The sequence below is a fragment of the Aestuariimicrobium sp. p3-SID1156 genome (assembly GCF_025144225.1).
In the GTDB taxonomy this organism is placed as follows: Bacteria; Actinomycetota; Actinomycetes; order Propionibacteriales; family Propionibacteriaceae; genus Aestuariimicrobium.
Genome location: NZ_JALXXB010000003.1, coordinates 159849 through 183163 on the forward strand (window position 1 = coordinate 159849; position 23315 = coordinate 183163).

At 66.1% G+C, this 23315-nt stretch carries 24 protein-coding genes; 13 read left to right on the forward strand and 11 right to left on the reverse strand.

Features of this window, described 5'->3' with window-relative positions; translation table 11 throughout:
* Positions 1-63 precede the first annotated feature (63 nt).
* Together M3G03_RS05915 and M3G03_RS05920 are read right to left on the reverse strand one after the other, a co-directional pair.
* Positions 64-357 carry a YfbM family protein gene (locus M3G03_RS05915; protein WP_259808760.1) on the reverse strand — a complete coding sequence of 98 codons (294 nt, stop codon included), beginning with the start codon at positions 355-357 and terminating at the stop codon, positions 64-66.
* 415 nt (positions 358-772) lie between these two features.
* On the reverse strand, positions 773-1096 hold the full coding sequence (locus M3G03_RS05920) for a helix-turn-helix transcriptional regulator (RefSeq protein ID WP_259808761.1): 324 nt from the start codon (positions 1094-1096) through the stop codon (positions 773-775).
* A 191-nt stretch (positions 1097-1287) separates the two neighbouring features.
* On the opposite strand from M3G03_RS05920, the gene M3G03_RS05925 reads away from it, so the two are divergent.
* The 7 genes from M3G03_RS05925 to M3G03_RS05955 are packed head-to-tail and all read left to right on the forward strand — an operon-like array spanning position 1288 to position 6250.
* Positions 1288-1914, forward strand: a complete 627-nt coding sequence (locus tag M3G03_RS05925; protein ID WP_259808762.1) for a hypothetical protein — start codon at positions 1288-1290, stop codon at positions 1912-1914.
* On the forward strand, positions 1911-2930 hold the full coding sequence (locus M3G03_RS05930) for a hypothetical protein (RefSeq protein WP_259808763.1): 1020 nt from the start codon (positions 1911-1913) through the stop codon (positions 2928-2930). Before M3G03_RS05925 ends, M3G03_RS05930 begins: the two co-directional genes overlap by 4 nt.
* Positions 2894-3574 carry a hypothetical protein gene (locus tag M3G03_RS05935; protein WP_259808764.1) on the forward strand — a complete coding sequence of 227 codons (681 nt, stop codon included), beginning with the start codon at positions 2894-2896 and terminating at the stop codon, positions 3572-3574. Before M3G03_RS05930 ends, M3G03_RS05935 begins: the two co-directional genes overlap by 37 nt.
* 18 nt (positions 3575-3592) lie before the next feature.
* Positions 3593-4345 (forward strand): ATP-binding protein, encoded by a 753-nt coding sequence (locus tag M3G03_RS05940; RefSeq protein WP_259808765.1) that lies wholly within the window; start codon positions 3593-3595, stop codon positions 4343-4345.
* Positions 4342-4992, forward strand: a complete 651-nt coding sequence (locus M3G03_RS05945; protein WP_259808766.1) for a hypothetical protein — start codon at positions 4342-4344, stop codon at positions 4990-4992. Before M3G03_RS05940 ends, M3G03_RS05945 begins: the two co-directional genes overlap by 4 nt.
* Complete coding sequence (locus tag M3G03_RS05950; RefSeq protein WP_259808767.1) at positions 4965-5555, forward strand: hypothetical protein; 591 nt, start codon at positions 4965-4967, stop codon at positions 5553-5555. The genes M3G03_RS05945 and M3G03_RS05950 overlap by 28 nt, the downstream gene beginning before the upstream one ends.
* Positions 5552-6250 carry a hypothetical protein gene (locus M3G03_RS05955; protein ID WP_259808768.1) on the forward strand — a complete coding sequence of 233 codons (699 nt, stop codon included), beginning with the start codon at positions 5552-5554 and terminating at the stop codon, positions 6248-6250. Before M3G03_RS05950 ends, M3G03_RS05955 begins: the two co-directional genes overlap by 4 nt.
* Before the next feature lie 210 nt (positions 6251-6460).
* On the opposite strand, the gene M3G03_RS05960 is transcribed toward M3G03_RS05955, so the two are convergent.
* From M3G03_RS05960 to M3G03_RS05970, 3 genes are all read right to left on the reverse strand, one after another.
* A complete protein-coding gene (locus M3G03_RS05960) occupies positions 6461-9355 on the reverse strand; it encodes a vitamin B12-dependent ribonucleotide reductase (protein ID WP_259808769.1) in 2895 nt (964 codons plus the stop codon).
* A 94-nt stretch (positions 9356-9449) separates the two neighbouring features.
* Positions 9450-9914 carry a transcriptional regulator NrdR gene (gene nrdR / locus M3G03_RS05965; RefSeq protein ID WP_259808770.1) on the reverse strand — a complete coding sequence of 155 codons (465 nt, stop codon included), beginning with the start codon at positions 9912-9914 and terminating at the stop codon, positions 9450-9452.
* A 221-nt stretch (positions 9915-10135) separates the two neighbouring features.
* Positions 10136-10549, reverse strand: a complete 414-nt coding sequence (locus tag M3G03_RS05970) for a DUF2752 domain-containing protein (RefSeq protein WP_259808771.1) — start codon at positions 10547-10549, stop codon at positions 10136-10138.
* Between the two features lie 166 nt (positions 10550-10715).
* On the opposite strand from M3G03_RS05970, the gene M3G03_RS05975 reads away from it, so the two are divergent.
* Entirely contained in the window at positions 10716-11561 is an 846-nt protein-coding gene (locus M3G03_RS05975; RefSeq protein ID WP_259808772.1) for an RDD family protein, read from the forward strand.
* Positions 11562-11630: 69 nt separating this feature from the next.
* Here the strand turns inward: M3G03_RS05975 and M3G03_RS05980 are convergent, their stop codons facing one another.
* Positions 11631-11993, reverse strand: coding sequence for a hypothetical protein (locus M3G03_RS05980; protein ID WP_259808773.1), 363 nt, complete (start codon positions 11991-11993; stop codon positions 11631-11633).
* 257 nt (positions 11994-12250) lie between these two features.
* Between M3G03_RS05980 and lexA the strand changes: the two genes are divergently transcribed.
* Entirely contained in the window at positions 12251-13072 is an 822-nt protein-coding gene (gene lexA / locus M3G03_RS05985) for a transcriptional repressor LexA (RefSeq protein ID WP_396121902.1), read from the forward strand.
* A gap of 3 nt (positions 13073-13075) precedes the next feature.
* Here lexA and M3G03_RS05990 read toward each other — a convergent pair whose 3' ends face one another.
* From M3G03_RS05990 to miaA, 4 genes are all read right to left on the reverse strand, one after another.
* On the reverse strand, positions 13076-15022 hold the full coding sequence (locus tag M3G03_RS05990; RefSeq protein ID WP_259808852.1) for an ATP-dependent DNA helicase: 1947 nt from the start codon (positions 15020-15022) through the stop codon (positions 13076-13078).
* Between the two features lie 174 nt (positions 15023-15196).
* Positions 15197-16684, reverse strand: coding sequence for a GTPase HflX (gene hflX, locus M3G03_RS05995; RefSeq protein WP_259808774.1), 1488 nt, complete (start codon positions 16682-16684; stop codon positions 15197-15199).
* 75 nt (positions 16685-16759) lie between these two features.
* On the reverse strand, positions 16760-17602 hold the full coding sequence (gene dapF, locus M3G03_RS06000) for a diaminopimelate epimerase (RefSeq protein WP_259808775.1): 843 nt from the start codon (positions 17600-17602) through the stop codon (positions 16760-16762).
* Positions 17603-17611: 9 nt separating this feature from the next.
* On the reverse strand, positions 17612-18532 hold the full coding sequence (miaA, locus tag M3G03_RS06005) for a tRNA (adenosine(37)-N6)-dimethylallyltransferase MiaA (protein WP_259808776.1): 921 nt from the start codon (positions 18530-18532) through the stop codon (positions 17612-17614).
* 138 nt (positions 18533-18670) lie between these two features.
* Here miaA and M3G03_RS06010 point away from each other — a divergent pair, with 138 nt between their 5' ends.
* Complete coding sequence (locus tag M3G03_RS06010) at positions 18671-18886, forward strand: antitoxin (protein ID WP_259808777.1); 216 nt, start codon at positions 18671-18673, stop codon at positions 18884-18886.
* Positions 18887-18965: 79 nt separating this feature from the next.
* Here M3G03_RS06010 and miaB read toward each other — a convergent pair whose 3' ends face one another.
* Positions 18966-20423, reverse strand: a complete 1458-nt coding sequence (miaB, locus tag M3G03_RS06015) for a tRNA (N6-isopentenyl adenosine(37)-C2)-methylthiotransferase MiaB (RefSeq protein WP_259808778.1) — start codon at positions 20421-20423, stop codon at positions 18966-18968.
* A gap of 63 nt (positions 20424-20486) precedes the next feature.
* Between miaB and M3G03_RS06020 the strand changes: the two genes are divergently transcribed.
* The 3 genes from M3G03_RS06020 to M3G03_RS06030 all read left to right on the forward strand — a co-directional run bounded on the left by M3G03_RS06020 (position 20487) and on the right by M3G03_RS06030 (position 23300).
* The gene (locus M3G03_RS06020) at positions 20487-21386 is read left to right on the forward strand and encodes a hypothetical protein (RefSeq protein ID WP_259808779.1); all 900 of its coding nucleotides are present in this window, start codon (positions 20487-20489) and stop codon (positions 21384-21386) included.
* A gap of 141 nt (positions 21387-21527) precedes the next feature.
* Complete coding sequence (locus M3G03_RS06025) at positions 21528-22430, forward strand: amino acid ABC transporter ATP-binding protein (protein ID WP_396121903.1); 903 nt, start codon at positions 21528-21530, stop codon at positions 22428-22430.
* A 63-nt stretch (positions 22431-22493) separates the two neighbouring features.
* Positions 22494-23300: a glutamate ABC transporter substrate-binding protein gene (locus tag M3G03_RS06030; protein ID WP_259808780.1), complete on the forward strand. Its 807-nt coding sequence runs from the start codon at positions 22494-22496 to the stop codon at positions 23298-23300.
* The last annotated feature ends 15 nt before the right edge of the window (positions 23301-23315 follow it).

Sequence of the window (23315 nt, forward strand, 5' to 3'; positions counted from 1 at the left end):
CGGCCGGGACCGACATTCACGGACGGCCAGCCGCACAGGCCGTGACCGCGGACCGGGGTTGGGTTAGGTCTGGGGTCGGCGGGTGCGTCCTCGGTTGGGGTTGTACCGGGATGGGCCGCGCGGTGTGTTCGCTCTCTCGACCGGGCGGAGGGTTTGACGGAGCGCCCCGCCCGCGTCAAGGAGTTCATCGGCGGCGAGCCCGAGACGGCGTAGGTCGTTCGCACGGATTGCGTCCCGTACGGCGTCCTCGGCTTTGCGGACGGTGGCGAGGGCAGCAGCGACTTCCTTGACTTGGTTGGGGGTGAGGTACGCACCGGGGTAGAACGCGGCAGGGCGCGGCTCGTACGGCTCGGGCACGGGGAGGGGTTTCCCGTCCTTGCGGGCGCGTTCGACGCGTTTATGGTGGCGTTTCTGGTGGGCACGCCGGGCGCGGGTGTGCGCGGCGCAGTACGTGCTGCCAGGTGCGGGCCAGACGTTCGGCATTCCGGTGTCGCGGCAGTCGGGGCAGCGGCCCCCATCGGGGTACGTCACGGCACTCGCTGGTGGCGACAAAGTGACGACATGACTTTCGTGTGGGGCATGGGTTCACCCTTGGTTTGACGCTCCTGACAACCCGATACCTACCGCTAACCGACACGAAGCGTCAAGGGTTCGCGCATGTCGTCATTTTGTCGCCATCGAGCTGTCCGTCCGGTTCGCGATCGTCGATGGCATGACGAACACGCAGAACTTCAACAGGAGGAACCGCACACCAGGCGGTCAGCCGATGCGCCTAGTTGGTGGGGTTGTGTCCGGGCCAGAGGGCGGTGTTGAGCGCGACTTCCAGGCGGGCAACGGCGCGGGTGTCCGGCCAACGGTTCCCGTGCTGGATCACTTGGACGGTACCGACGCCAATGCCGGCGAGTTTCGCGACCGCACGAGCGGACAGCCCACGTTCGGCCATGACCGTTGTGAGCGTGGCGGCGAGCTGGCGGACCTTCTCCGCAGCGGGGTCTGGACTGACCCCTTCGGGCCAGTTCGGCAGGCCGTCGTTGGGCGCGGCACGCAGCGGGAGGGTTCTCTCCCGTGGCGTCGACGCGTTGGTCTGCTCACTCACGTGGACCACCTTACGGAGGTGGGCGGACGAGGTGGCCCGTCCGTTCATGTTGGGACTTGCGTCCGGAGGAGACGGGACGGGAGGGTGTCCTATATCTCGGACACTATGGGAGGTTTTGGATGCCCGTCAGCCTCGTACACGATCCACAAGAACTACTCACCCTGCATGGTCCACCCGACGACGGAACAGCCATGAACGGGTCCCTGTACGACCTCGGCATCCCCTACCCCATCTGGGACAACCAACCCACCCCAGCGCAAGCGTCCGCCCGGACCGCGACACGGCAAGGCCGGCAAGTTCACGCGACCATCGCCAGGCTCGCGCCCCTCATCCCCTACACCGGGGAGGACGACGACCTCATCGAAGCCGCCGTGGCCGTGTTCGTCGCCGGTCGCGAGAACGGGAACCTGCGTCGTGCCCGCATCCGCGTGTCCGGGCTCGTCCGCCAATACCTGCGCCTCTACCTGCCCCACACAGCCTCGTTCCAAGGATCTGAGGTGCCCGCACGGGGTGGCCGCGCTGACCTGCTCTGGTCCCACCCCGTCGCGGGCTGGTTCTACGACGAACTGAAAACCACCCAAGGGCATGATCCGCTCACCGCTGCCGTGCTCGCCCAAGTGGACCGGTATGTCGACGCAGGCATTGACTGCTTCGGGGACTCGTTCACGGGTGTCCGGCTCATCACCTTGGGTCAACGTTCCGAGTCGCGGATCATCCGCCCGACCGGCGAAGTCGCGCCATTGTTCGGCTCCGAACTCGACCCCGCCAACCTGACAACCGAGCACGGGACGAACTCCAGCGTTGGGGGTGGCCTGTGACCGCGCATGTAGCCACCGACTCCGTGGAAGCGGCAGTAGACCAGCTCGTCCGTCTCGGCATCGGATCAGCCACGTTCACCGACCATGTGAAGCAAGTCGCGGAACGTCACGGCGTGACCGAACGCACCGTCTACCGCTGGCTCGCCGCCCGCCCCGCCAACACCACTGACGACCAGGCCGCCGCCCCTGTGGACGACGCGGAAACCGTGGACGAACTCATCCACGGGCACGGCGAACCCGAACCGATCAGTGTCCCGCCTCGCCGGTCCCGTTTCGAGATCGACACCCTCCACTTGGCCGTCTACGCCCACTGCCGAGACGCGCACACCACATGGAGCCTGCTCACCCGGAAAGGAATCGTTGACGTGTCCTACCCCACGTTCATGCGCGCCATCCAGCGCACTGACCCCGCCCGTGTCGCCGGAGCCCTTGAGGGCTACCAAGGGCTGGTGCGGAACCGTCAGTACCTGCGCCGTGTCGCCCCGCACCGCAACCACACCCTTCACGCCGACCACACCGACGCTGACGTGTGGGTCATCGCTGACCATCGCAGCAGCACCCCCATCAGGCCGGGCCTGACCGTCACCACAGACGGTTACTCCGGCCTGATTCACGCGTTCCTGTGGCCGACCCGCCCGACCGGAGAAATGGTCGCCGCCGCCCTGATCGAAACCGCCGCGAAGCACGACTACCACGGGATCACGCTCGGCGGTGTGCCCGAACAGTTGGTCGTGGACAACGGCGGGGAGAACCTTGCTGGTGTTGTTACCGACGCCGCCAAGAAGCTCGGCTGGATCATCAGTCCCTCCGCGCCGTATAGCTCGTGGATGAACGGGAAAGCCGAACGCGCCGTCCAGCTCGTCAACGACCGCCTCTCAGCGCGAGCGCCCGGTTACCTGCACGGCGGCGTCACCCGTGAACGGCAGCGCCGGTTGTGGCGAACCTTCGCAAGGACGCGGACCCGGAACGCATGTGGAGCATGGCAACGCTGCAGGCCGCGCTCACCGAAGTGGTAGACGAAATCAACACGACCATTCGTGTTGAGCGGCTGGGCGGGATGACCCGGTTGGAGGCGTACGCCGCAGACCCGACCGAGCAGCGTTTCGTCTCCGAAGCTGAACTGCGGGACGCGATGCTCAGCCCCAGCAAGCACACGTACATGGTCACCAAGAGCGGCATCCAGTTCGGCAAAGCCCACTACGTCTTACCTGGCGCGCACGTCGGCAAGCGGTACCGCATTCGGCATCTGCCCGCGGGCCGCGACTTCATTGAGGTGTTCACCAAGGACGACGAATACGTCGGTCGGGCATGGCGGGTGGATCGTCTCTCCGAGCAGGAGCATCGCGCGTTCATGGACGCCCGCTCGGAGGTGGAGCGGGAGAACCGCGCGATCACCGCTGGCGCTGTCCACTTCCGCAACCGCGTCGCAGCGTCCGCGAAACGCCTCGACACCCTCGCAGGCGGCCCCGACCTGGACACCGACACGGACGACGTGGTGCTCCCCGATCCGGTCCCCGCACCCAAGCGTGGCCGCAAACGCCGCACCAAGCCCAACACGGGCAAGGACAACACCGCGAAGGCTACGGAGCCTGCCTTGACCGACTCCCTCGACTTGGGGGCGCTCACCGAAATGTTCGGTGACACGCTCCCCGGCGGGTAGCAAGAAAGGACACCTGTTATGGCACTCACGAACCGAGCCCAGATACCCCTGTCAGCGCTGCTGCCCGGCACACCGACGAGTACCCCGTCGTTCGCGGCAGCGCACGTGAAGATGCGCGCCGTCGCCGCGTCACGCCGGATCATGGCGATCGACGGACAGCCAGGCACTGGCAAGTCCACATGCGCGGTCTACACCGCTGACGTGGAGAAGGTCCCGGCGGCTGTCGTCACCATGACCCACCGGCCCGCGCCGTTGGACGTGCTCCGCTACACCTACCAGGCCGTGGCAGGCGGACCAGCCCCAGAGGGAAGCCATTACGCGCTCGGGAACGAAGTGCGTGACCTGCTCGCCGACTGGAAGGGCATCCTCGTCATTGACGAGTTGCAGAACTGCAAGGCCAACGCCCTTCAAGAGCTCGTCTGGTTGCATGAGACAACCCAAGGCGCGTTCACGCTCGTGGTCGTCGGTTCAGGCGTGCACGCCGCGTTGCATCAGTACCCGCAACTGCGTTCACGGGTCATGGCGTTCGCCACGTTTGAACGCCTCAAAGGCGACCACGTGCTCACCGCAGCCCGCCACCTGCACCCCGGATTGGTGGGCACGCCCGGTCGGGAGATTCACCGCCATGACGCGTTGTTCGCTCACGGTCTCATGCGTGACTGGGCTACAACGGCGACGTGGTTGCGGGCGTTGGGCGTGAACGACCGGACTGTCACAGCGGAGGATCTGGCGGCTGTCCGGGCGGCGATCAGCGCAGGTGATGCAGCATGAGCGCCCGCTTGTTCCTCGTCCCGAATGAGGTTACGTCTGCGCTGGCGCGTGACAGGCGTGGCCCTGACGACGGGCTGCTCATCATCACCGCCAGGCCGCACCGCAACCAGTACGCCCTGCACATGGATCTGCTGGCTGGTTTGGGCGCACGTGATGACGTGTTCTGCGCGTCGAAGAAGCCCGGCCCGGAACGTGAACTCATGCTGCTCCAGTCATGGATCGTCGCCCACCGCATCCGGCTGGTCGTTGTCGCGCACGCGGACATGATCCCCATGCCGCAATGGTTCGGCCCTGTCACCGACGCGGTGGAAGCCGCTGGGGCGGTCCTCGCACTCGTCTGTGACGACGACATCGACCCTGCTCGCATAGCCGCGTGGCTGGACTCCGTTGAGGGGATCAGCGGCGACGTCAACGACCTACAAGCGCTCCTGCCCGCATCCGCCCCGCACCCCGTGACCGAACCGGACGTTGGCCCTCCCAACGACACGGACGACTTCCCTGTGTTGCTGCCGCAGGCCGCGTTCTACCTGTTCCGTGCCCGCTGCCGCGACCTGCTCCCCGTGAACGAGTTCGAGCAAGTCGACGCCCTGTACCGGGAAGCTTTCACCCTCTTCCTGACATGCCCGACCCGACAGCGGACAGGGTAGGGGCGCAGATCGTCGCCTCTGCGGCGTCGTTCACGTGCGCAGGGCAGGCATACACGTTCGTTCGCGCGGCGCAGGCGGCGTTGTTCACACGAGGGCTGCGGCTACGCGTTCACATCGATCCGTTGCTGCGCGCGGTCCGTGACGATGAACACCGGCCCGCCACCCCAGCAGAGCTGAAGGCGATGCGTGCCTACCGGGAACCGTGGATTCCGGTAGCCGCAGTGGTCCGCAACATGGAGTTGGAGTTCCTCAACATGAAGAACATGAAGCTCCGCAACGTCGACGAAGAAGGCCGTTACACCCAGCGTGGCCTGAATCGCGGCGTCCCAGACGGAGCCCGCGTGCTTCTCCGCGCCCAACGCCACCTGCGCATCCTTGAAGGAGCCGGACCAGATGATCGGTTCCTCACCCAAGACTCCACCGCTATCGCGGAAGCGTTCCGTCGCGTGAAGATCGACCTGAACCTGCCCGGCATCCAGAACCAACGCCGCCCGGTGGACAACACATGGCAGGACAAACTCCGCATAGGCGTGCTGCCCCTTGCCGGACGTGATACCCCATGAGCCGATCCGTTCAGCGCGTGAACGTGGACAAGATCCGTGACGCCTACCATCGGCTCGGGCTAACCGAACGCGAACTGCAACGCCGCGCCGGACTCGGCGCGGGCGCGACCCGCAGCGTCCTCCTGAACGGGCATATTCACGCCACCACGTCCCTCGCCCGCGTCCGACGATTCATCAACGAACTCGGCCTCACCTGGGGCGACCTGCTCGATGACCCGCAACCGGAAACACCAACCGTCTACCTGGACCCGACCGACCGGCAAGCAGCCCTCGCACGCCTCATCACCACCAGCAAAGGGGCCGTGTCCCTAGACCATCTCGCTGTCGTTTTCGGTGTCACCATCGCGGACATTCGAGCGGATCTCGACACCCTCGCAGCGCCTCTCGCTGCGCTCGGGTTCCGCCTGATCCACACCGAAGACTGCAGCGTCATCCTCAACCGAGGGAAAGACCCCAACGCCGACGACGCCGCAAAACGCCTCGCCTTCCTTCGTGACGCCGAAGCGGACCTGAACGTCAGCGCAACACGCACCCTCTACCGTGCCTACGCCGACACGCTCTCCACCCGCGAGCTCGGCAACAACGACCGAGTCCAAGTCGGCATGCTCGTCAACCGCGGAGCACTCCAACCGCCGACCCCCAACCATCGCGCGGCCCTCACCAACGACACCCGCTACTGCCTGACGATCGACTGACCCCATAGACGGCAACACCCCGGCCCGCACGAAGCGGACCGGGGAAGTTGTCGTCCAGTTGTCGTTCCAGTTCTCACCAGCCGCCCAGGCCGGTGAACCCTTCTCCCACAACGGGTTTCACCCTGTCGTGAAGTGAGAATCCACTGACATTTACGTGAGAATCCACTGACATTTGGTGAGATTCTGGCGACTTTTCAGTGAGAACTTGCTTCAGCTGCAGCCACTGGTGGCTCCGCAGCCCTCGCAGGCGTAGCAGGAGCCCGAGGGGCGCATCTTGGTCCCGCAGGTCATGCACAGCGGGGCGTCGACCGACATTCCGGTCAGCTCCTCCATGAGTTCGGCGCTGGTGTGGGCCTCGGACTTATGGGGTGCGGCCGGGCCGTCGACCGGGGCAGCGTCCACCAGGGCGGGCTGCTGAGGCCCGGCCTGGTCGAAATTGCGGTTGTCGACCTCGTCGTTCTTGAGTTGCTCAGCCTCCGGCATCTGGGCCTCGTCCTCCTCGGAGAGGTAGCGGCCGGTCTCGACGTAGCGGGCACGCTCGGCGGCGGTGTAGATGCCGAGTTCGGACCGCTCGTCAAAGGACAGGTAGTCGAGGGCAAGGCGTCGGAAGACGTAGTCGATCAGCGACTGGGCGATGCGGATGTCCGCGTCATCAGTCATACCGGCCGGCTCGAACTTCATGTTGGTGAACTTTTGGACATAGGTCTCCAGCGGCACGCCGTACTGCAGTGCGACCGAGATCGCCAGGGAGAAGGCGTCCATGACCCCGGCCAGGGTGGAACCCTGCTTGCCGAGCTTGAGGAAGATCTCACCGATGTCACCGTTCTCGTAGCTGGACGAGGTCAGGTAACCCTCGGCCCCGCCCACGGAGAAGGAGGTCGTGCGGGAGGAACGCGACTTGGGCAGGCGGCGGCGGCGAGGACGGTACTCGATGCGCACCTCAGGAGTCGGCGCGGGCGAAGCGGCCTGCTCGGCAGGCTTGTCCCCGGTTGTCTTCTTGCCATCGGACAGTGGCTGGCCGACCTTGCAATTGTCGCGGTAGACGGCCAAGGCCTTCAGGCCCATCTTCCAGCCCTGCATGTAGACGTCGGCGATGTCCTCCACCGTGGCGGTCTCGGGCAGGTTGACGGTCTTGGAGATCGCACCGGACAGGAAGGGCTGCACGGCGGCCATCATGCGGACGTGCCCCATCGGGGCGATGAAACGACGACCCATGGCGGTGTCGAAGACCTCGTAGTGCTCGGGCTTGAGTCCGGGCGCGTCCACGACGTGTCCGTGCTCGGCGATGTAGGCCACGATCGCCTCAGCGGTTTCGGTGGCGTAACCGAGGTTCTTCAGGGCGCGTGGAACGGTCTGGTTGACGATCTGCATGGAGCCGCCGCCGACCAGCTTCTTGAACTTGACCAGCGAGAAGTCCGGCTCAATGCCGGTGGTGTCGCAGTCCATCATGAAGCCGATGGTTCCGGTGGGGGCGAGCAGGGATGCCTGGGCGTTGCGGAAGCCGTTCTCCTCCCCCAGCTCGACCACCTTGTCCCATTCCTGCTTGGCGGCATCCAGGATTCCGCTGTCCAGATCGTTGAGGGTGTTCACTCCACCGTTGGCGTCCCGGTGCATGCGCATGACGCGCTTGTGGGCGTCAGCATTGCGGGCGTAGCCGGCGTAGGGACCGACGACAGCGGCGAGCTCGGCCGAGCGACGGTAGGCGGCGCCGGTCATCAGGGAGGTGATGGCCGCAGCCAGGACCTGACCACCCTCGGAGTCGTAGCCCTTGCCCAGGGCCATCAGCAGGGCACCGAGGTTGGCGTAACCGATGCCGAGCTGGCGGTAGTCACGGGTGGTCTGGGTGATCGACTCGGTCGGGAAGTCGGCGAAGCAGATGGAGATGTCCATCGCGGTGATGATCAGTTCGACGGCCTTGGTGAAGCGCTCGACGTCGAAGGTGTCGTCGTCGTTGAGGAACTTCAGCAGGTTCAGGCTTGCCAGGTTGCAGGAGGAGTTGTCCAGGCTCATGTACTCCGAGCAGGGGTTGGACGCGGTGATGCGGCCAGTCTCGGGGTTGGTGTGCCAGTCGTTGATGGTGCTGTCGTACTGCAGTCCGGGGTCGGCGCACTCCCAGGCGGCCGTGGCGATCTTGGTGAACAGGTCCTTGGCCTGGATCTCCTCGATGACCGAGCCGTCGGTGCGCGAGGTGAGGCCGAAGGTGGTGTCGTCCTCGACGGCCTTCATGAACTCATCCGACACCCGGACCGAGTTGTTGGCGTTCTGGTACTGGACCGAGGTGATGTCCTTGCCGCCGAGGTCCATGTCGAAGCCGGCATCGCGCAGGGCGCGGATCTTGTCCTCCTCGCGCGCCTTGGTCTGGACGAACTCCTCGATGTCGGGGTGGTCGACGTCGAGGACGACCATCTTGGCCGCGCGGCGGGTGGCGCCACCGGACTTGATGGTGCCGGCCGAGGCGTCGGCGCCACGCATGAAGGACACGGGGCCGGAGGCGGTGCCCCCGGAGCTCAGGAGTTCCTTGGAGGAGCGGATCCGGGACAGGTTGAGGCCGGCACCAGACCCGCCCTTGAAGATGAAGCCCTCCTCCTTGTACCAGTTCAGGATCGAGTCCATCGAGTCATCCACCGACAGGATGAAGCAGGCCGAAACCTGCTGGGGGCTCTGGGTTCCCACGTTGAACCACACCGGGGAGTTGAAGCTGAAGTACTGGTGGGCGAGCATCCAGGTCAGTTCGTGCTCGAAGATCTCCGCATCCTCGTCGGTGGCGAAGTAGCCGTGCTCCACCCCGGCGCGGGTGTAGGTCTTGACGACGCGGTCAATCAGGGTCTTCAGGCTGTCCTCACGCGCGGGGGTGCCCACCGCGCCACGGAAGTACTTGGTGGTGACGATGGTGGAGGCATTGAGGCTCCAGAAGTCGGGGAACTCGACGCCACGCTGCTCGAAGACGGTCTCACCGGACTTCCAGTTGGTCTGGACGACGTCGCGCTTCTCCCAGCTGATCTCGTCATAGGGGTGCACGCCGGGGGTGGTGAACACTCGCTCGATCGTCAGCCCTCCGCGCTTGCGGTTGCTGGTGCGGCGCGCCGTCCGCGTTGTCTCGGTCATGGCTGTCCCCTCATGTGGTGATGGCATATTTCGTGATGGGTCTGGTGCTGGTGTCAGTGGCGTCCGACTGCTCGGTGAGCAATCAGGACGCTGGTCAGATGCTGCCCGCAGGGTCTGACATTTCTTGCAGGCGTTGGATCTCGGCGATGAAGTCATCGACGGACTGGTAGTGGTTGTAGACGGACGCGAAGCGGAGGTAGGCGACGGCGTCCAGTTCGCCCAGCGGGCCGAGGATGGCGACCCCCACGTCCTGCGCGGGGATTTCGGAGACTCCGCTGGCGCGCAGTGCATCCTCCACGCTCTGGCCCAGCTTGGCCAGGTCGGCGTCAGTGACCGGTCGGCCTTTGCAGGCTTTGCGGACGCCGGCGATGACCTTCTCACGGTTGAACGGCTCGATGGCACCACTCTTCTTGACCACCATGAGCTGGATCTGTTCCAGGGTGGTGAAACGGCGCTCGCAGCTCTGGCACTGTCGCCGGCGACGGATGCTCGAGCCATCCTCACTGACCCGCGAATCAAGCACCCGGGAGTCGGTGTGACGGCAGTACGGACAGTGCATCGCGATCTCCCTCCGGTGCCGGACTGTGGACAGCCTGTGGATGACATGTGGACCAACAACCACTACCTGTGGACGAACCACAGCCGTGTAACTACTAGATGTGGGAAACACTAGGTCCCCCCACCCCAAGGGTCAAGCCTCGTGGGCGGGAGCGGTCCACGCCGAGAGCGAACACTCCGTGGTGACCAGCAGGAACGCGGCGAAAAATATGTGACACGCCCTCAGGCGAGGTTGCGCACCGCCATGAAGGCAAGGCTTGCCACTCCAGCAACCAGGTAGATCCTGTTCTGGGAGACCCGCCAGGACCGGGGCCAGCGGAGTCGCGGGCCGCCGATCAACTCCCCCGCCCAGAAGAGCGTCACGACGACCATCAGGATGCCGGCGACAAAGAGCATTGGATTCCAATGGAAGGCCGCCACCGGGTGGCCGCCCAAGAGGCTCGCGACCATACGCGTGCCACCGCAGAACGGGCAGTAAATCCCGAATTTGATCAGCCCGCAGGAGATACCGAGGCCGGTGACCTTGTAGACCAGCCCCACCCCCAGCAGCGCCATCGCGGTCTCCCCCATCCGGCGAAGGCCAGCTTGGGGAGTGAACTCGGGCTGCTGCACGGCGACCTGCGGGATGGCTGACACGCCTTCCAGTATGGCGGCACCGACACCAGTCACAGGCACTTGGCGTGACTTGGTGTTGATCAGGTGCGCCGCGTCGGACACAAACGCCACCCCCAGCCGATAGGTTGTGTCGAGGTCAGGCCACCAGCCGGGCGGCCGCCGAACCCGAACAACCGTGGAGAGCGTAATGAGCAACAACTGGAATGACCCGAACGCACCCCAGGGTGGCGAGCCCTGGAACCAGAACCCGAACCAGGACTGGAACCAGCCGAAGGACCCGGCGCAGGACGGCGGAGCCCACCAGCCGCAGCACGGCTGGAACCAGACCCACCAGCCCGAGAACCAGCCCTGGGAGCAGTCGCAGTCCAGCGCATGGGACCAGCCGCAGCACGCCCCTCAGAACGCGTGGGACCAGCCCCAGTCCGCGCAGAGCGCGTGGGACCAACCCCAGGCGAACCCGGGGGGATGGGACCAGCCCCAGCAGGGATACGCTGCCCCGGGTGGTTACCAGCCCGGCCCAGTGGGATACCCCGCCGCTGGCGCCCCGATGGTCGGTATGGGCCCCGGCGGCCTGCCCCTGGCGAGCTGGGGCAAGCGTGTGCTCGGTTACCTCCTTGACTGGCTGCCCTTCGGTGTTGTCAGTTTCGTGATCGGTCTCGCGACCGGCGCCACCACGACGAGCACTGGCCCCAACGGCGCCTCCATCGACTACACGGCTACCGCCACGGACAATCTCCTCGGCAACCTGGTCAACATCGCCGGCATCCTGATCCTGTCCTACGTGGCCTCCAAGACCGGCCAGACCTGGGGTCGCAAGATCATGAAGACCCAGCTCGTCAGTGAGACCGGCGAACCCATCAGCTTCGGCATGAACATCGTGCGCTACGTCGCACACGCCCTTGACACCATCGCCTGCTTCATCGGCTGGCTGTTCCCCCTGTGGGACAAGAACCGCCAGACCTTCGCCGACAAGATCATGAAGACCTACGTGCTGGACGTGTCCCAGAGCGGACCGATCAACGTCAAGCACTGATGACTGACTGACCTGTTGAACGCTGGGCCCCGTCGAAAGACGGGGCCCAGCGTCGTTGTCGAGGGTGACTCAGATGAGTCCTGCGCCGATGGCCCAGAAGCCCTGGATCACCACGGCAAAGGTGACCAGGAGGAGCGCCCCGAAGCCGACCATGATGGCCAGCAGAGCTCGATCATCGAGAGTCGCCCGCGGACGAACGACAGCGGCACTGGGACGGGTGCCACGTGCGGGAGCCTGCACCCGGCACGCCGCAGCGGGAGGGCGTTGCAGCGGCGACGGGGCATGACGCGACGAGGTGGCGGGCCCGCCCTGATTCAGGATGCGGGGGCGTCCATGCCCAGCGGCCCGCACCGAGGATGAGGTGGCCGAACGCACGGCGCGAGATGAGCGGGCCCGTGCAACCTGCCCGAAGTCGGTGGTGATGGCGCTCATGACAGCTCCTTCTGTGTTGCCGCCCATGCATCCCATGGTGCGGTTTAGAACGTTCGTTCGAGTCGACTGTAGCGTGGGTCGCTTCGTGAATCAAACAGTTGTTCGAGGTTCGAGTGGCGCCCCTGTTCGCGCCACCGGGAAGAGCACATCAGCCCCCACTGACAAAACTTGCAAGGGTCCTGACCCGTTCGGCGACACGCGCGGAGCAGGTCGAACAAACGTTTGAATGAAGGTGTTCGATTCGGTAGGCTGCTCCCATGGCCGAAGATGACAGCTCCCCCCGTCGCGCTCAGAAGCCGCGCCGAGCCGCCGCCCCCTCCAAGCGACGGGTGGGGCGGCCCTCCAACGCAGAGATCGCCGCAGAACTTGGCAACCTGATCCCCATGCCGGACGGGCCCTCGGACCTGGATGGCCTCACGCCCCGGCAGCGGCGGGTGCTGGAAGTCATTCGGGATGCGGTGGCCACGAATGGCTATCCACCCAGCATTCGTGAGATGGGGGAGGCTGCCGGGCTCGCGAGCCCCTCGAGCGTCTCGCACCAGCTCAAGGCGCTGGAGGCCAAAGGGTTCATCCGGCGCGATCCGAATCGCCCCCGTGCCCTCGAGGTCCACCTCCCTGCCTCCATGGCCGTTCAGCCAGGCCCCAAACGCCCCCACGTGGTTGAGACCGATGTCGACGAAACGGGCATCTACGATGCCAACCCCACCGGCGTGGCCGTGCCCATGGTGGGCCGTATCGCCGCCGGAGGCCCGATTCTCGCGGAGGAACAGGTCGAGGACGTCTTCGCGCTCCCCAAGCAGCTGGTCGGCGACGGGGTCCACTTCATGCTCGAGGTCAAGGGCGACTCCATGATCGACGCCGCGATCTGCGAGGGCGACTGGGTCGTGGTCCGCCAGCAGGAGACTGCCGTGAACGGCGACATCGTCGCAGCCCTGCTCGACAATGAAGCGACTGTCAAGACCTTCCGCCGCAAGGACGGCCAGGTGTGGCTGCTCCCCCACAACCCGGCCTACTCACCGATTGACGGAACCTACGCCTCCATCATGGGCAAGGTCGTCGCAGTGATCCGCAAGGTCTGACGCTCAGGCGCGGTTCTCCTGGAGCCGACGAAGGGCCTGTACCGCCACCTCACGGTCAGCGGTCACCCAGAAGTCAGGCATCGACGAGCGCAGGAACGAGCCATAGCGAGCAGTCACGAGCCGGGGGTCGAGGACTGCCACGACTCCCCTGTCGGTGGATCGTCGGATGAGCCGGCCGCTCCCCTGCGCCAGCAACAGCCCCGCGTGGGCCGCCGCCACCGCCATGAAGCCGTTGCCGCCGGCCTCGGCCACCGCCTGCTGGCGCGCCTGCATCAGCGGGTCATCGGGCCGCGGGAACGGGATCTTGTCCATGATCACCAGTTCACAGGTGTCACCCGCCACGTCAATGCCCTGCCACAGTGAGAGGGTTCCGAACAGGCTCGCCCCAGGGTCTGCGATGAACCGGGCCGTGAGGTCGGAGAGCTGTGAGTCGCCCTGGCAGAGAATGGTCAGGTTCGGCAGCTGCGCCCGCACATATCGTGCTGCCTCCTCGGCATTGCGCTGGGACGCGAACAGACCCAGCGTCCGGCCGCCAGCCGCCCAGACCAACTCAGCTACCTCTGCCAGCAGCTCAGGCGCCATGCCATCGCGCCGGGGCTTGGGTAGGCCCGCTCCCACGTACAGGATCCCCTGGCGCCGGTAGTCGAAGGGCGAGCCCACGTCCACCCCCGCCCAGTTGAACAGTTCATCCTCGGTCTCCGGCTCGGCTGCTGTGGAATCCACCCGCTCCTTGCGGCTCAGACCCACGGTCGCGGCCACGTTGTCGAAGTCGCCGCCGATCTTCAGGGTGGCCGAGGTCAGCACCACGGGGGTCTCGGCGAACACCTTCTCTCGCATCAGGCCGGCGACCGACAACGGAGCCACGTGGGCCCAGCGTCCGGATCGTTCACGCTCGCTGATCCAGACCACGTCGGTGGCCCTGAGCGCGGCCAGCCGCTCGGCGATGTCGAAGACCTCCTTCACGGCTGCCGCAGTCTGGGACCTCTCGGCATCGTCCCCGGACACTTCCTGCCGGGACTCACCCTTGCCAGTGAGCTTCGAGACCGCCGCCCTGGCAGCGTCGCGCACCTGCTCGAAGGCGCGCAGTGCCGGGCCGTCTTCCGTGACACGTCCGACCTCGCTGTCTGCAAGCCCCTTCTCCAGGCCCTCGCCTGCCTCGAGCAAGTCCACGCCCGTGTCGTCATCCAGCCACGGGAGGGCTCGTCGAGCGGTGCGCTCCACGATCTGCGGGCTCAACTCACTGCTCGCTGCTCCCGTGACACGCGAGACCAGGTCATGGGCCTCGTCGATGATGACCGCGCCGTGCTCGGGCAGGACTGTGCCGCCGTGCATGGCGTTGATGGCCAGGAGCGCATGGTTGGTGACCACCAGGTCCGCGGCCCGGGCGCGCTCCCGTGACCCCTCGACGAGACATTCAGCCCCGTAGGGGCAGCGCTGCGTGCCCAGGCATTCTCGAACGGGGATCGAGACCTGTGCCCACGCAGCCGGAGTGTGCGGTGGCGCGTCGTCGCGGTCGGCGAGCTCTCTGGCGGCCACCTGTTCCTCGACCCATTCGCGCAGCATGACGACCTCACCGCCCAACGCCGAGGCGGCATCGGCCCCTCGGGTGGCCTTCGCGAGCTCGGTGCCGCCGATGAGGGCGTCCTGCTCCTCACCGAGGCCCTCGCGGGCACGGTAGAGGCAGGCGTAGTTCGTGCGACCCTTCACAATGGCGGCCTTCGGTCGCACACCGGTGACCTCCTCCACCGCGTCGAGCGCTACGGGAATGTCCTTGGTGGCCAGCTGTGCCTGCAGTGCCAGGGTCGCCGTGGCCACGACCACCCGGTCCCCGCCCTCGGCCAGGTGCGTCAGCGCAGGAGCGAGGTAACCCAAGGACTTCCCGGTGCCGGTGCCAGCCTGGATGAGGCCGTGGGTGCCGGTGGTCAGACTGTCACGGATGGCGTCGGCCATCTGCTGCTGGCCCTCACGCGGCTGCCCGCCGAGGACGCCGACAGCGGCCGCGAGCACATCGCGATGTCGTTGGGAGTTCGCCACCGCACCACCCTAGCCCGCTCCCCGGAGGGGAAGACGAGCCTGTGGACAACGCCCTGCCGGGGCACCCCGAGGCCTGGCCCCCAGCGACGTTCAGCGCAGGTACTCGGCGAAATCGCTGGCCAGGTCCGGGTGCACGTGGGCGACCAGTTCTGTGCCCTCGTTGGTGTGGTCCAGGCTGTCGATGGTCCCCAACCGGTGCACCTTGTCCAGGAGATCGCCGCGGGAATAGGGCACCAGTGCCCGCACCTCCACCTCCGGCTGCGGCAGCCTCTGCTCGGTGACCGCCCGCAGGTCACGGATGCCCTCGCCTGTTCGCGCCGACACGAAGAGCGCGTCGGGGAACTGCGACCGCAGCATGGTGAGCATCTCGTCCTCGGCGGCATCAATCTTGTTGATCACCAGCTGTTCCGGGCGCTCCGCTGCCCCGATCTCCGAGAGCACCCCGCGCACCGCGTTGATCTGGCCCACCGGGTCGGGGTCCGAACCATCGACCACATGCAGCAGGAGGTCCGCCTGGACCGACTCCTCCAGGGTCGAGGCGAAGGCCTCGACCAGATCATGTGGGAGGTGCCGAATGAATCCGACCGTGTCGGTCAGCGTGAACACCCGGCCATCGCTGGTCTCGGTGCGTCGGGTCGTCGGGTCCAGGGTCGCGAAAAGTGCGTTCTCGACGAGCACGCCGGCGCTGGTGAGCCGGTTCAACAGGGAGGACTTCCCGGCATTGGTGTAACCGACGATCGCCACCGAGGGGACGCGATTGCGCACGCGGTCGGCACGCTTGGTCGCTCGGGTCGACTCCATCTCCCGCAGCCGCCCACGCAACTGCGCGATGCGGGAGTTGATGCGCCGCCGGTCGGTCTCGATGCGGGTTTCACCGGGGCCTCGACCGCCGATACCGACCCCACCGCCGGCCTGGCCACCGGCCTGCCGGGACAGGTTGCCGCCCCAACCGCGCAGTCGCTGCTTGAGGTAGTTCAACTGTGCGAGTTCGACCTGGGTCTTGCCCTCCACGCTCTTGGCATGCTGGGCGAAGATGTCGAGGATCAGCGCGGTGCGGTCGACGACCTTGACCTTGACGCGGTCCTCCAGATTCCTCAACTGCGCGGCTTCCAGTTCGCCATCGCAGATGACGGTGTCGGCTCCGGTCGCGATGACGACCTCACGGAGCTCATCCACCTTGCCGCGTCCGATGAAGGTCGCCGGATCCGGCTTCTGGCGGCGCTGTACGAGGGCCTCGAGCACCTGAGAGCCCGCCGTCTCGGCCAGCATCTTCAACTCGGTCACCGCGTTCTCCACGTCCTGCTCGGTTCCAGAGGTCCACACGCTCACCAAGACGACGCGTTCCAGCTTCAGTTCGCGGTACTCGACCTCGGAGATGTCCTCCAGCTGGGTGGACATGCCGGCCACACGTCGCAGCGAGAGTCGGGCGGCCAGGTCCAGCTGGTCACCGTCGTAGTCAGCCTCGTCCTCCGGGTCGGCCTGGCCCCAGGGTTCCACGAAGTCGTCGTCGACCTCATCCTCGAGGTATCGCTGGCGGTCGTACAGGGAGGGGGCGTTGTCGCTCAGGGCATCACTCATCGTCGTTCAAGACTGCCATCCTGGACGCCTGCGCACCAGCGAATTCCGCTTCCGGCGCAGCCGTCGCGGTATCCATCACTCGACAGAGGGCCGATCCGGCAGCTGGAGCTCGCCCCGAGCCACGACCATCGCCGGGCCGCGCAGCGTGGCCTCAGCCCCCTGCAGGGTCACGTGCAGGACGCCACCAGCGACGTCGACCCGGTACTCCCCGTCACCTGTTCCAGCTGCAGCTGCGTGGGCTGCCGCAGTCGCGACGGTACCGGTGCCGCACGACAGTGTTTCCCCCACACCCCGTTCATGGACCCGCATCGCGAGGTGGTGGTCATCGGCAACTTCCATGAACTCGACGTTGACACCTTCGGGAAAGGCGTCAACCGGACTCCACGTCGGGGCCTGGCTGAGGTCGAGCTCATTGACCCTGACCCCCGGCGGCAGCATCACCACGGCGTGCGGGTTGCCGACATCGACCTTGCGCGCAGGCCAGGTGTCCCGCCCCAGCGTCACCTCCACCGGATCATCGAGGAGTCTGACGATCCCCATCTGCGTGGAGACGCTGCCGTCGGCGTGCAGGTGGAGGTTGCGCAGTCCGGCACGCGTGCCGATCTGCACATCGGGTCCCTCGGCGAGGTCGTTGTCGACCAAATAGCGAGCGAACAGCCGCGTGCCGTTTCCGCACATCTCTGCGATGGAGCCGTCCGCATTGCGGTAGTCCATGAACCAGAGTTCTGGGTCACCGTCCCAGTCGGGCATGTGTTCGCTCTTGACGGCGCGCAGCAGCCCGTCGGCGCCGATGCCACCGTGCCGATCACAGATGAGCCGCACATCCTCCACCGAGAGCGGAGTCGTGTCGTGGCGGTCGACCAGCACGACGAAGTCGTTGAGCGTGGCATGGCCCTTGGTGAAGTTGATGCTGCGCATGTACTCAGACTACTGGTCCGGTCGAGACGCGATCTGGCGCACCAGTCCCTCGGCGTCCACCCCGGCCGGGCGCCATTCGATGCGGTGGTCACGGCGATACCACCCGAGTTGCTTGCGGGCAAAGCGGCGGGTCGCGATCTTCACGTCCTCGCGCGCCTGATCGAGACTGCAACGGCCGTCCAGCGCGTCCAGCACCTGTCGATAGCCGATCGCACGGGAAGCAGTACGACCCTCCCGCAGGCCCCGTGGCAGCAGCGACTGGACCTCCTCGACCAGACCGTCGCGCCACATCTGGTCGACCCGCTCATTGATTCGGGCATCCATGACGTCTCGTTCCAACTCCAGGCCGATGGTCCGCACGTTTTCCAGCGCGTAGGTCCAGGTCGGCAGCGTGGGCCGCAGGTCCTGCTGCAGGTCGAGCAGCTCCAGAGCTCGAACGATGCGGCGGCCATTGCCGGGAATGATCTCGGCGGCAGCCCCGGGAGCGCGACGGGCCAGTTCGTCGTGCAGGGCCTCCGGCCCACGCTCGGCGAGCTGCTGGTCCCAATGCGCCCGGACGCGGGGATCCGTGCCGGGGAAGTCGAACACATCGGTGATCGCCCTGCTGTACAGGGCCGAACCACCCACCAGGATCGGAACCACGCCGGCGGTCCGCAGTTCGTGGATCACACCGCGTGCCAGCCCTTGGAATTCCGCCACCGAGGCGGTGTCGGTGACGTCCATGATGTCGACCAGGTGGTGTCGCACACCACGACGTTCAGCGAGGGTGGGTTTGGCCGTTCCGATGTCCATGCCGCGATAGACCAGCATCGAGTCCGCATTGACAACGTCTGCGGGTTGCCCACGGTCTGCCAGACGCAGGGCCAGGTCGATGGCCAGCCCGGATTTGCCGCTGGCAGTGGGTCCGATGAGTTGGATCAGGGGCAGCACCCGGCCATTCTGCCTGACCGTGCACGGGCCACGGCCGTGAGTCGGGAACCTCGAACTTGCGCGAACGGCTGACACGGTTACGTCCCCTCGGAAAGACTGGGACACATCTCACCCACACACACGAAAGGGGACGTACCCATGGGAATCATGGATTCCGTCAAGGACGCCTTCAACGACGGCGAGAACAACGATCACATCGAGCGCGCCAAGGACGTGGCGAACCAGCACGAGGACAAGATCGACGCCGGCGTCGATCGCGCCGGCGACCTGCTTGACGACCGCACCGGTGGCCGCTTCGAGAGCCACGTCGACAAGGGCCAGGACGTCATCCAGGACAAGACCGGCAACCTCTGATCCCGGCCCCCTGACGGGACAGACGATGCCCGGCCGATCGTCGGCCGGGCATCATCGTGTCCAGGACCCGAACTCCCGCTCAGGCCCGACGGGTGGGCATCCCCAGGCTGACGCCGGGTGCAGCGGGGGGAGCCTCGTGACGCGCCTGCCAGGCGTCCCCTCCGCGCGTGCGACGCAGGGAGAGCAACCCACCATCCGCGTTCAGGTGGTGCGGGGCCGCATGGGTGACCTCGACCAGGGCGATGTCTCCCGGGCGTGGGATCTGGTCCCCCACCACCGCCACGTGGACGAGCCGGTTGTCGCGGGAACGACCGCTGAGACGCCGGGTTTCGGCGTCCTTTCGGCCCTCACCGGTCGCGAACATGACCTCGACCTGCTGGCCGACGAGCTTCTTGTTCTCCTGCCAGGAGATGTCATTGACCAGCTCGATGAGCCGGTCGTAGCGCTCCTGGACCACCGCCTTGGGCACCTGGTCGTCCATGGTGGCTGCCGGGGTGCCGGGACGGATGGAGTACTGGAAAGTGAAGGCGCTGGCGAACCGGCTGGCCTCGACGACTCGCATCGTCTCCAGGAAGTCCTGCTCGGTCTCCCCGGGGAACCCGACGATGATGTCGGTGGAGATCGCAGCATCGGGGATTGCGGCCCGCACGCGGTCGAGGATGCCCAGGAACTTCTCCGAGCGGTAGGAGCGTCGCATCGCCTTGAGGACACGATCCGACCCTGACTGCAGCGGCATGTGCAGCTGGGGCATCACATTGGGGGTCTCGGCCATGGCCTCGATGACATCGTCGGTGAAGGCCGCAGGATGGGGCGAGGTGAAACGGACACGCTCCAGACCCTCAATCTCACCGCAGGATCTCAGCAGTTTCGCGAAGGCACCGCGGTCGCCGAACTCGACGCCATAGGAGTTCACGTTCTGGCCCAACAGGGTGATCTCCTGGACCCCTTCTGAGACCAACGTCTCAATCTCGCGCAGGATGTCACCGGGGCGCCGGTCGGTCTCCTTGCCACGCAGCGCTGGAACGATGCAGAAGGTGCAGGTGTTGTTGCAGCCGACGCTGATGGACACCCAGGCGGCGTAGGCCGATTCGCGGCGAGTCGGCAGGTTGCTGGGGAAGGTCTGCAAGGCCTCCACGATCTCGACCTGGCTGGCCTCCTCGATGCGAGCACGCTCCAGGAGGACTGGAAGGGAGCCGACATTGTGGGTGCCGAAGACAACGTCCACCCAGGGGGCCTTCTTGACGATGGTGTCGCGGTCCTTCTGCGCCATGCAACCACCCACGGCGATCTGCATGCCGGGACGCGTGGCCTTCACCGAGGCGATGTGGCCGAGATTGCCGTAGAGGCGGTTGTCGGCGTTCTCTCGCACGGCACAGGTGTTGAACACCACCAGGTCAGCCTCGGAGCCCTCGTCCCCACGGACGTAGCCGGCATCCTCCAGCAGGCCCGAGATGCGTTCGGAGTCATGCACGTTCATCTGGCAGCCGTAGGTGACGACCTGGTACGTGCGCGCGGGAGCGAGGATGGCGTTGGTCATGATGCGGGGATTCTAGTTCGGCCCCCCGGCCCGCTCCCAATCCGAACAACCTAGGCTTGGTCCATGGACGACAGCGCTGTTGCCGAATGGACCATCTCCTCCGAACCGCTCTCCGCGACCCTCACTCGACGGGGCGCCTTCATCCGGTCCCTGCGTCATGGGGATCGTGAGATCCTCAGCAGCTTTGAGCCGGGCACCACGCCGATCATGATGGACGGTGCCCAGCTCCTGCCCTGGCCGGGTCGCATCGCCAACGGCCGCTATGACTGGCAGGGCACCGTGCAGGAGCTGCCCATCACCGAACCGGAGCGCCACAATGCCATCCACGGCCTGGCCCACCGGCTCGACTGGGAGCTCGTGGATCACTCGACCGATCGCTTGGCCCTCGGCGTCCACCTGGAACCGCAGCCAGGCTGGCCCGGTGACGTCCGGGTGAGCCTCACCGCAACGCTCGACGAGCGCACCCTCACCATCGTGGTGGAGGTCGAGAACGTGGGGGCGGAGGAGATCCCCTTCGGTTATGGAGCCCATCCCTATGTTCGGCTGGGCGGGGCGCCGAGGGCGGAGTGGGAGGTCGAGGCCCCCTTCGCCGACGTGCTGCTGGTGGACCATGATCGTCTCCTGCCCCTCGAGTTGGGCCGCGTGGACGACCCCGGCAATCCCCTCCCCGACCTCCGCATCCGCCAGCACCTGGGCCACACCCACCTCGACCACGCGTTCACCGCTCCCGGAGAGCACCCCTGGAAGGTGAGGGTGAGTCATCAGGACATGGCAGTGACGATCTCGTCCCCGGACATGGACTGGGTGCAGCTCTACACCCCCAAGGACGCGTCCCTACTGGCCATCGAGCCGATGTCGGTCGGAGCCGATGCCTTCAACGGCGGTCCGGGGGCCAAGGGCCTGCGCCACCTCGCACCGGGCCAGCGGACAGACTTCAGCTGGTCGCTCACCGTCGAGGGCTGAGCGTCGGGTCAGCACATCCGTCCCCTGTGGGTCAGCGCGTACTCAGAGAGGTCGGCGCTGCGGAGAAGTTCGTGCAACATTCCGGCAACACCATCACCGAACGGTTCCCACGAGGCCGCAAGTGCCCCTAGTCTGCACCCCATGACCGAGAGCACCCGCGTCGACAATTCCGTCGCCAATACCGTCGAGACGCAGCCCGGCGCCACTTCTGTCGCAGACCCTGATGGTGTCGCGCCTGACAGCGTGGCCCCCGACAACGTCGTGCCGGACCCTGAGAAGGCAGCTCGCCCGCAGCGCGCGGGGAACGTGGGCGAGCCGCTGGTCGTCATCGAGCATGTCGACAAGTACTTCGGCGACAACCACGTGCTCAAGGACATCAACCTGACCGTCCACCAGGGCGAGGTGGTGGTGGTCCTGGGGCCCTCCGGCTCCGGAAAGTCAACCCTCTGCCGCACCATCAACCGCCTGGAGACCATCGAAGGGGGCAGCATCTCGATCGACGGGAAGAAGCTGCCCGAGGAGGGCAAGGCGCTCGCTCGTCTGCGTGCCGATGTCGGCATGGTCTTCCAGTCGTTCAACCTCTTCGCCCACAAGACCATCCTCGGCAACGTCACCCTGGGCCCGATCAAGGTGCGCAAGGTGAACGCCACAAAGGCCGAAGAAGCCGGCATGAAGCTGCTCGACCGAGTGGGGGTGGCCAATCAGGCACACAAGTACCCGGCGCAGCTGTCCGGCGGCCAGCAGCAGCGCGTAGCGATCGCACGCGCCCTGGCGATGGACCCGAAGGTCATCCTCTTCGACGAGCCGACATCGGCTCTGGACCCCGAAATGGTCAACGAGGTTCTCGACGTCATGATCAGCCTCGCCAACCAGGGCATGACCATGGTCGTGGTCACCCACGAGATGGGCTTCGCCCGCAAGGCGGCCGACCGCGTCGTGTTCATGGCCGACGGAGAAATCGTCGAGGAGGCCTCCCCCGAGGAGTTCTTCACCAACCCCAAGAGCAGCAGGGCCAAGGACTTCCTGTCCAAGATCCTGCACTGAACGACTGTCCACCCAAACCCCTGACAGCCTGCCCAACGCTGACAGAAAGCCAGAGAGGTCATCATGAAGTTCACCAAGTTCGCAGCCGCCGCCACCGGCGCCGTGCTCGCCCTCAGCCTCACCGCCTGTGGCGGCGGCGACAAGGCCGATGACAAGATCGCCATCGGCATCAAGTTCGACCAGCCCGGTCTCGGGCAGAAGGTCGGCGGCAACTACGAAGGCTTCGACGTCGAGGTGGCCAAGTACGTGGCCAAGGAGCTGGGCTACAGCGAGGACAAGATCGAGTTCAAGGAGTCCCCCTCCCCCCAGCGCGAGAACCTGATCATGACCGGGCAGGTCAAGCTCATCTTCGCCACCTACTCGATCACCGACTCCCGCAAGGAGAAGATCTCCTTTGGCGGTCCCTACTTCATCGCCGGCCAGGACCTGCTCGTCAAGAACGACTCCGACATCACCTCTGTTGACGGCCTGAAGGGCAAGAAGCTGTGTTCGGTCACCGGATCCACGTCGGCCACCAAGGTCAAGGAGAAGGTGCCCGGCGTGCAGCTGCAGGAGTTCGACACCTACTCCAAGTGTGTGGACGCCCTGGCCAATGGTTCGATCGATGCCGTCACCACCGACGATGTGATCCTGGCCGGCTTCGCCGCCCAGGACGCCTACAAGGGCAAGCTCAAGGTGGTGGGCGCGCCCTTCAGTGAGGAGCGCTACGGCGTGGGCCTCAAGAAGGGTGACAAGGAGCTGTGCGAGAAGGTCAACACCGCCATCAAGAAGATGATCGACAGCGGTGAGTGGACGAAGGCCCTGGAGAAGACCGTCGGACCGTCGGGCTACAAGGCTCCGACCCCTCCGGCCCAGGATGCTTGCGCCTGATCCCACCCTCGGTGA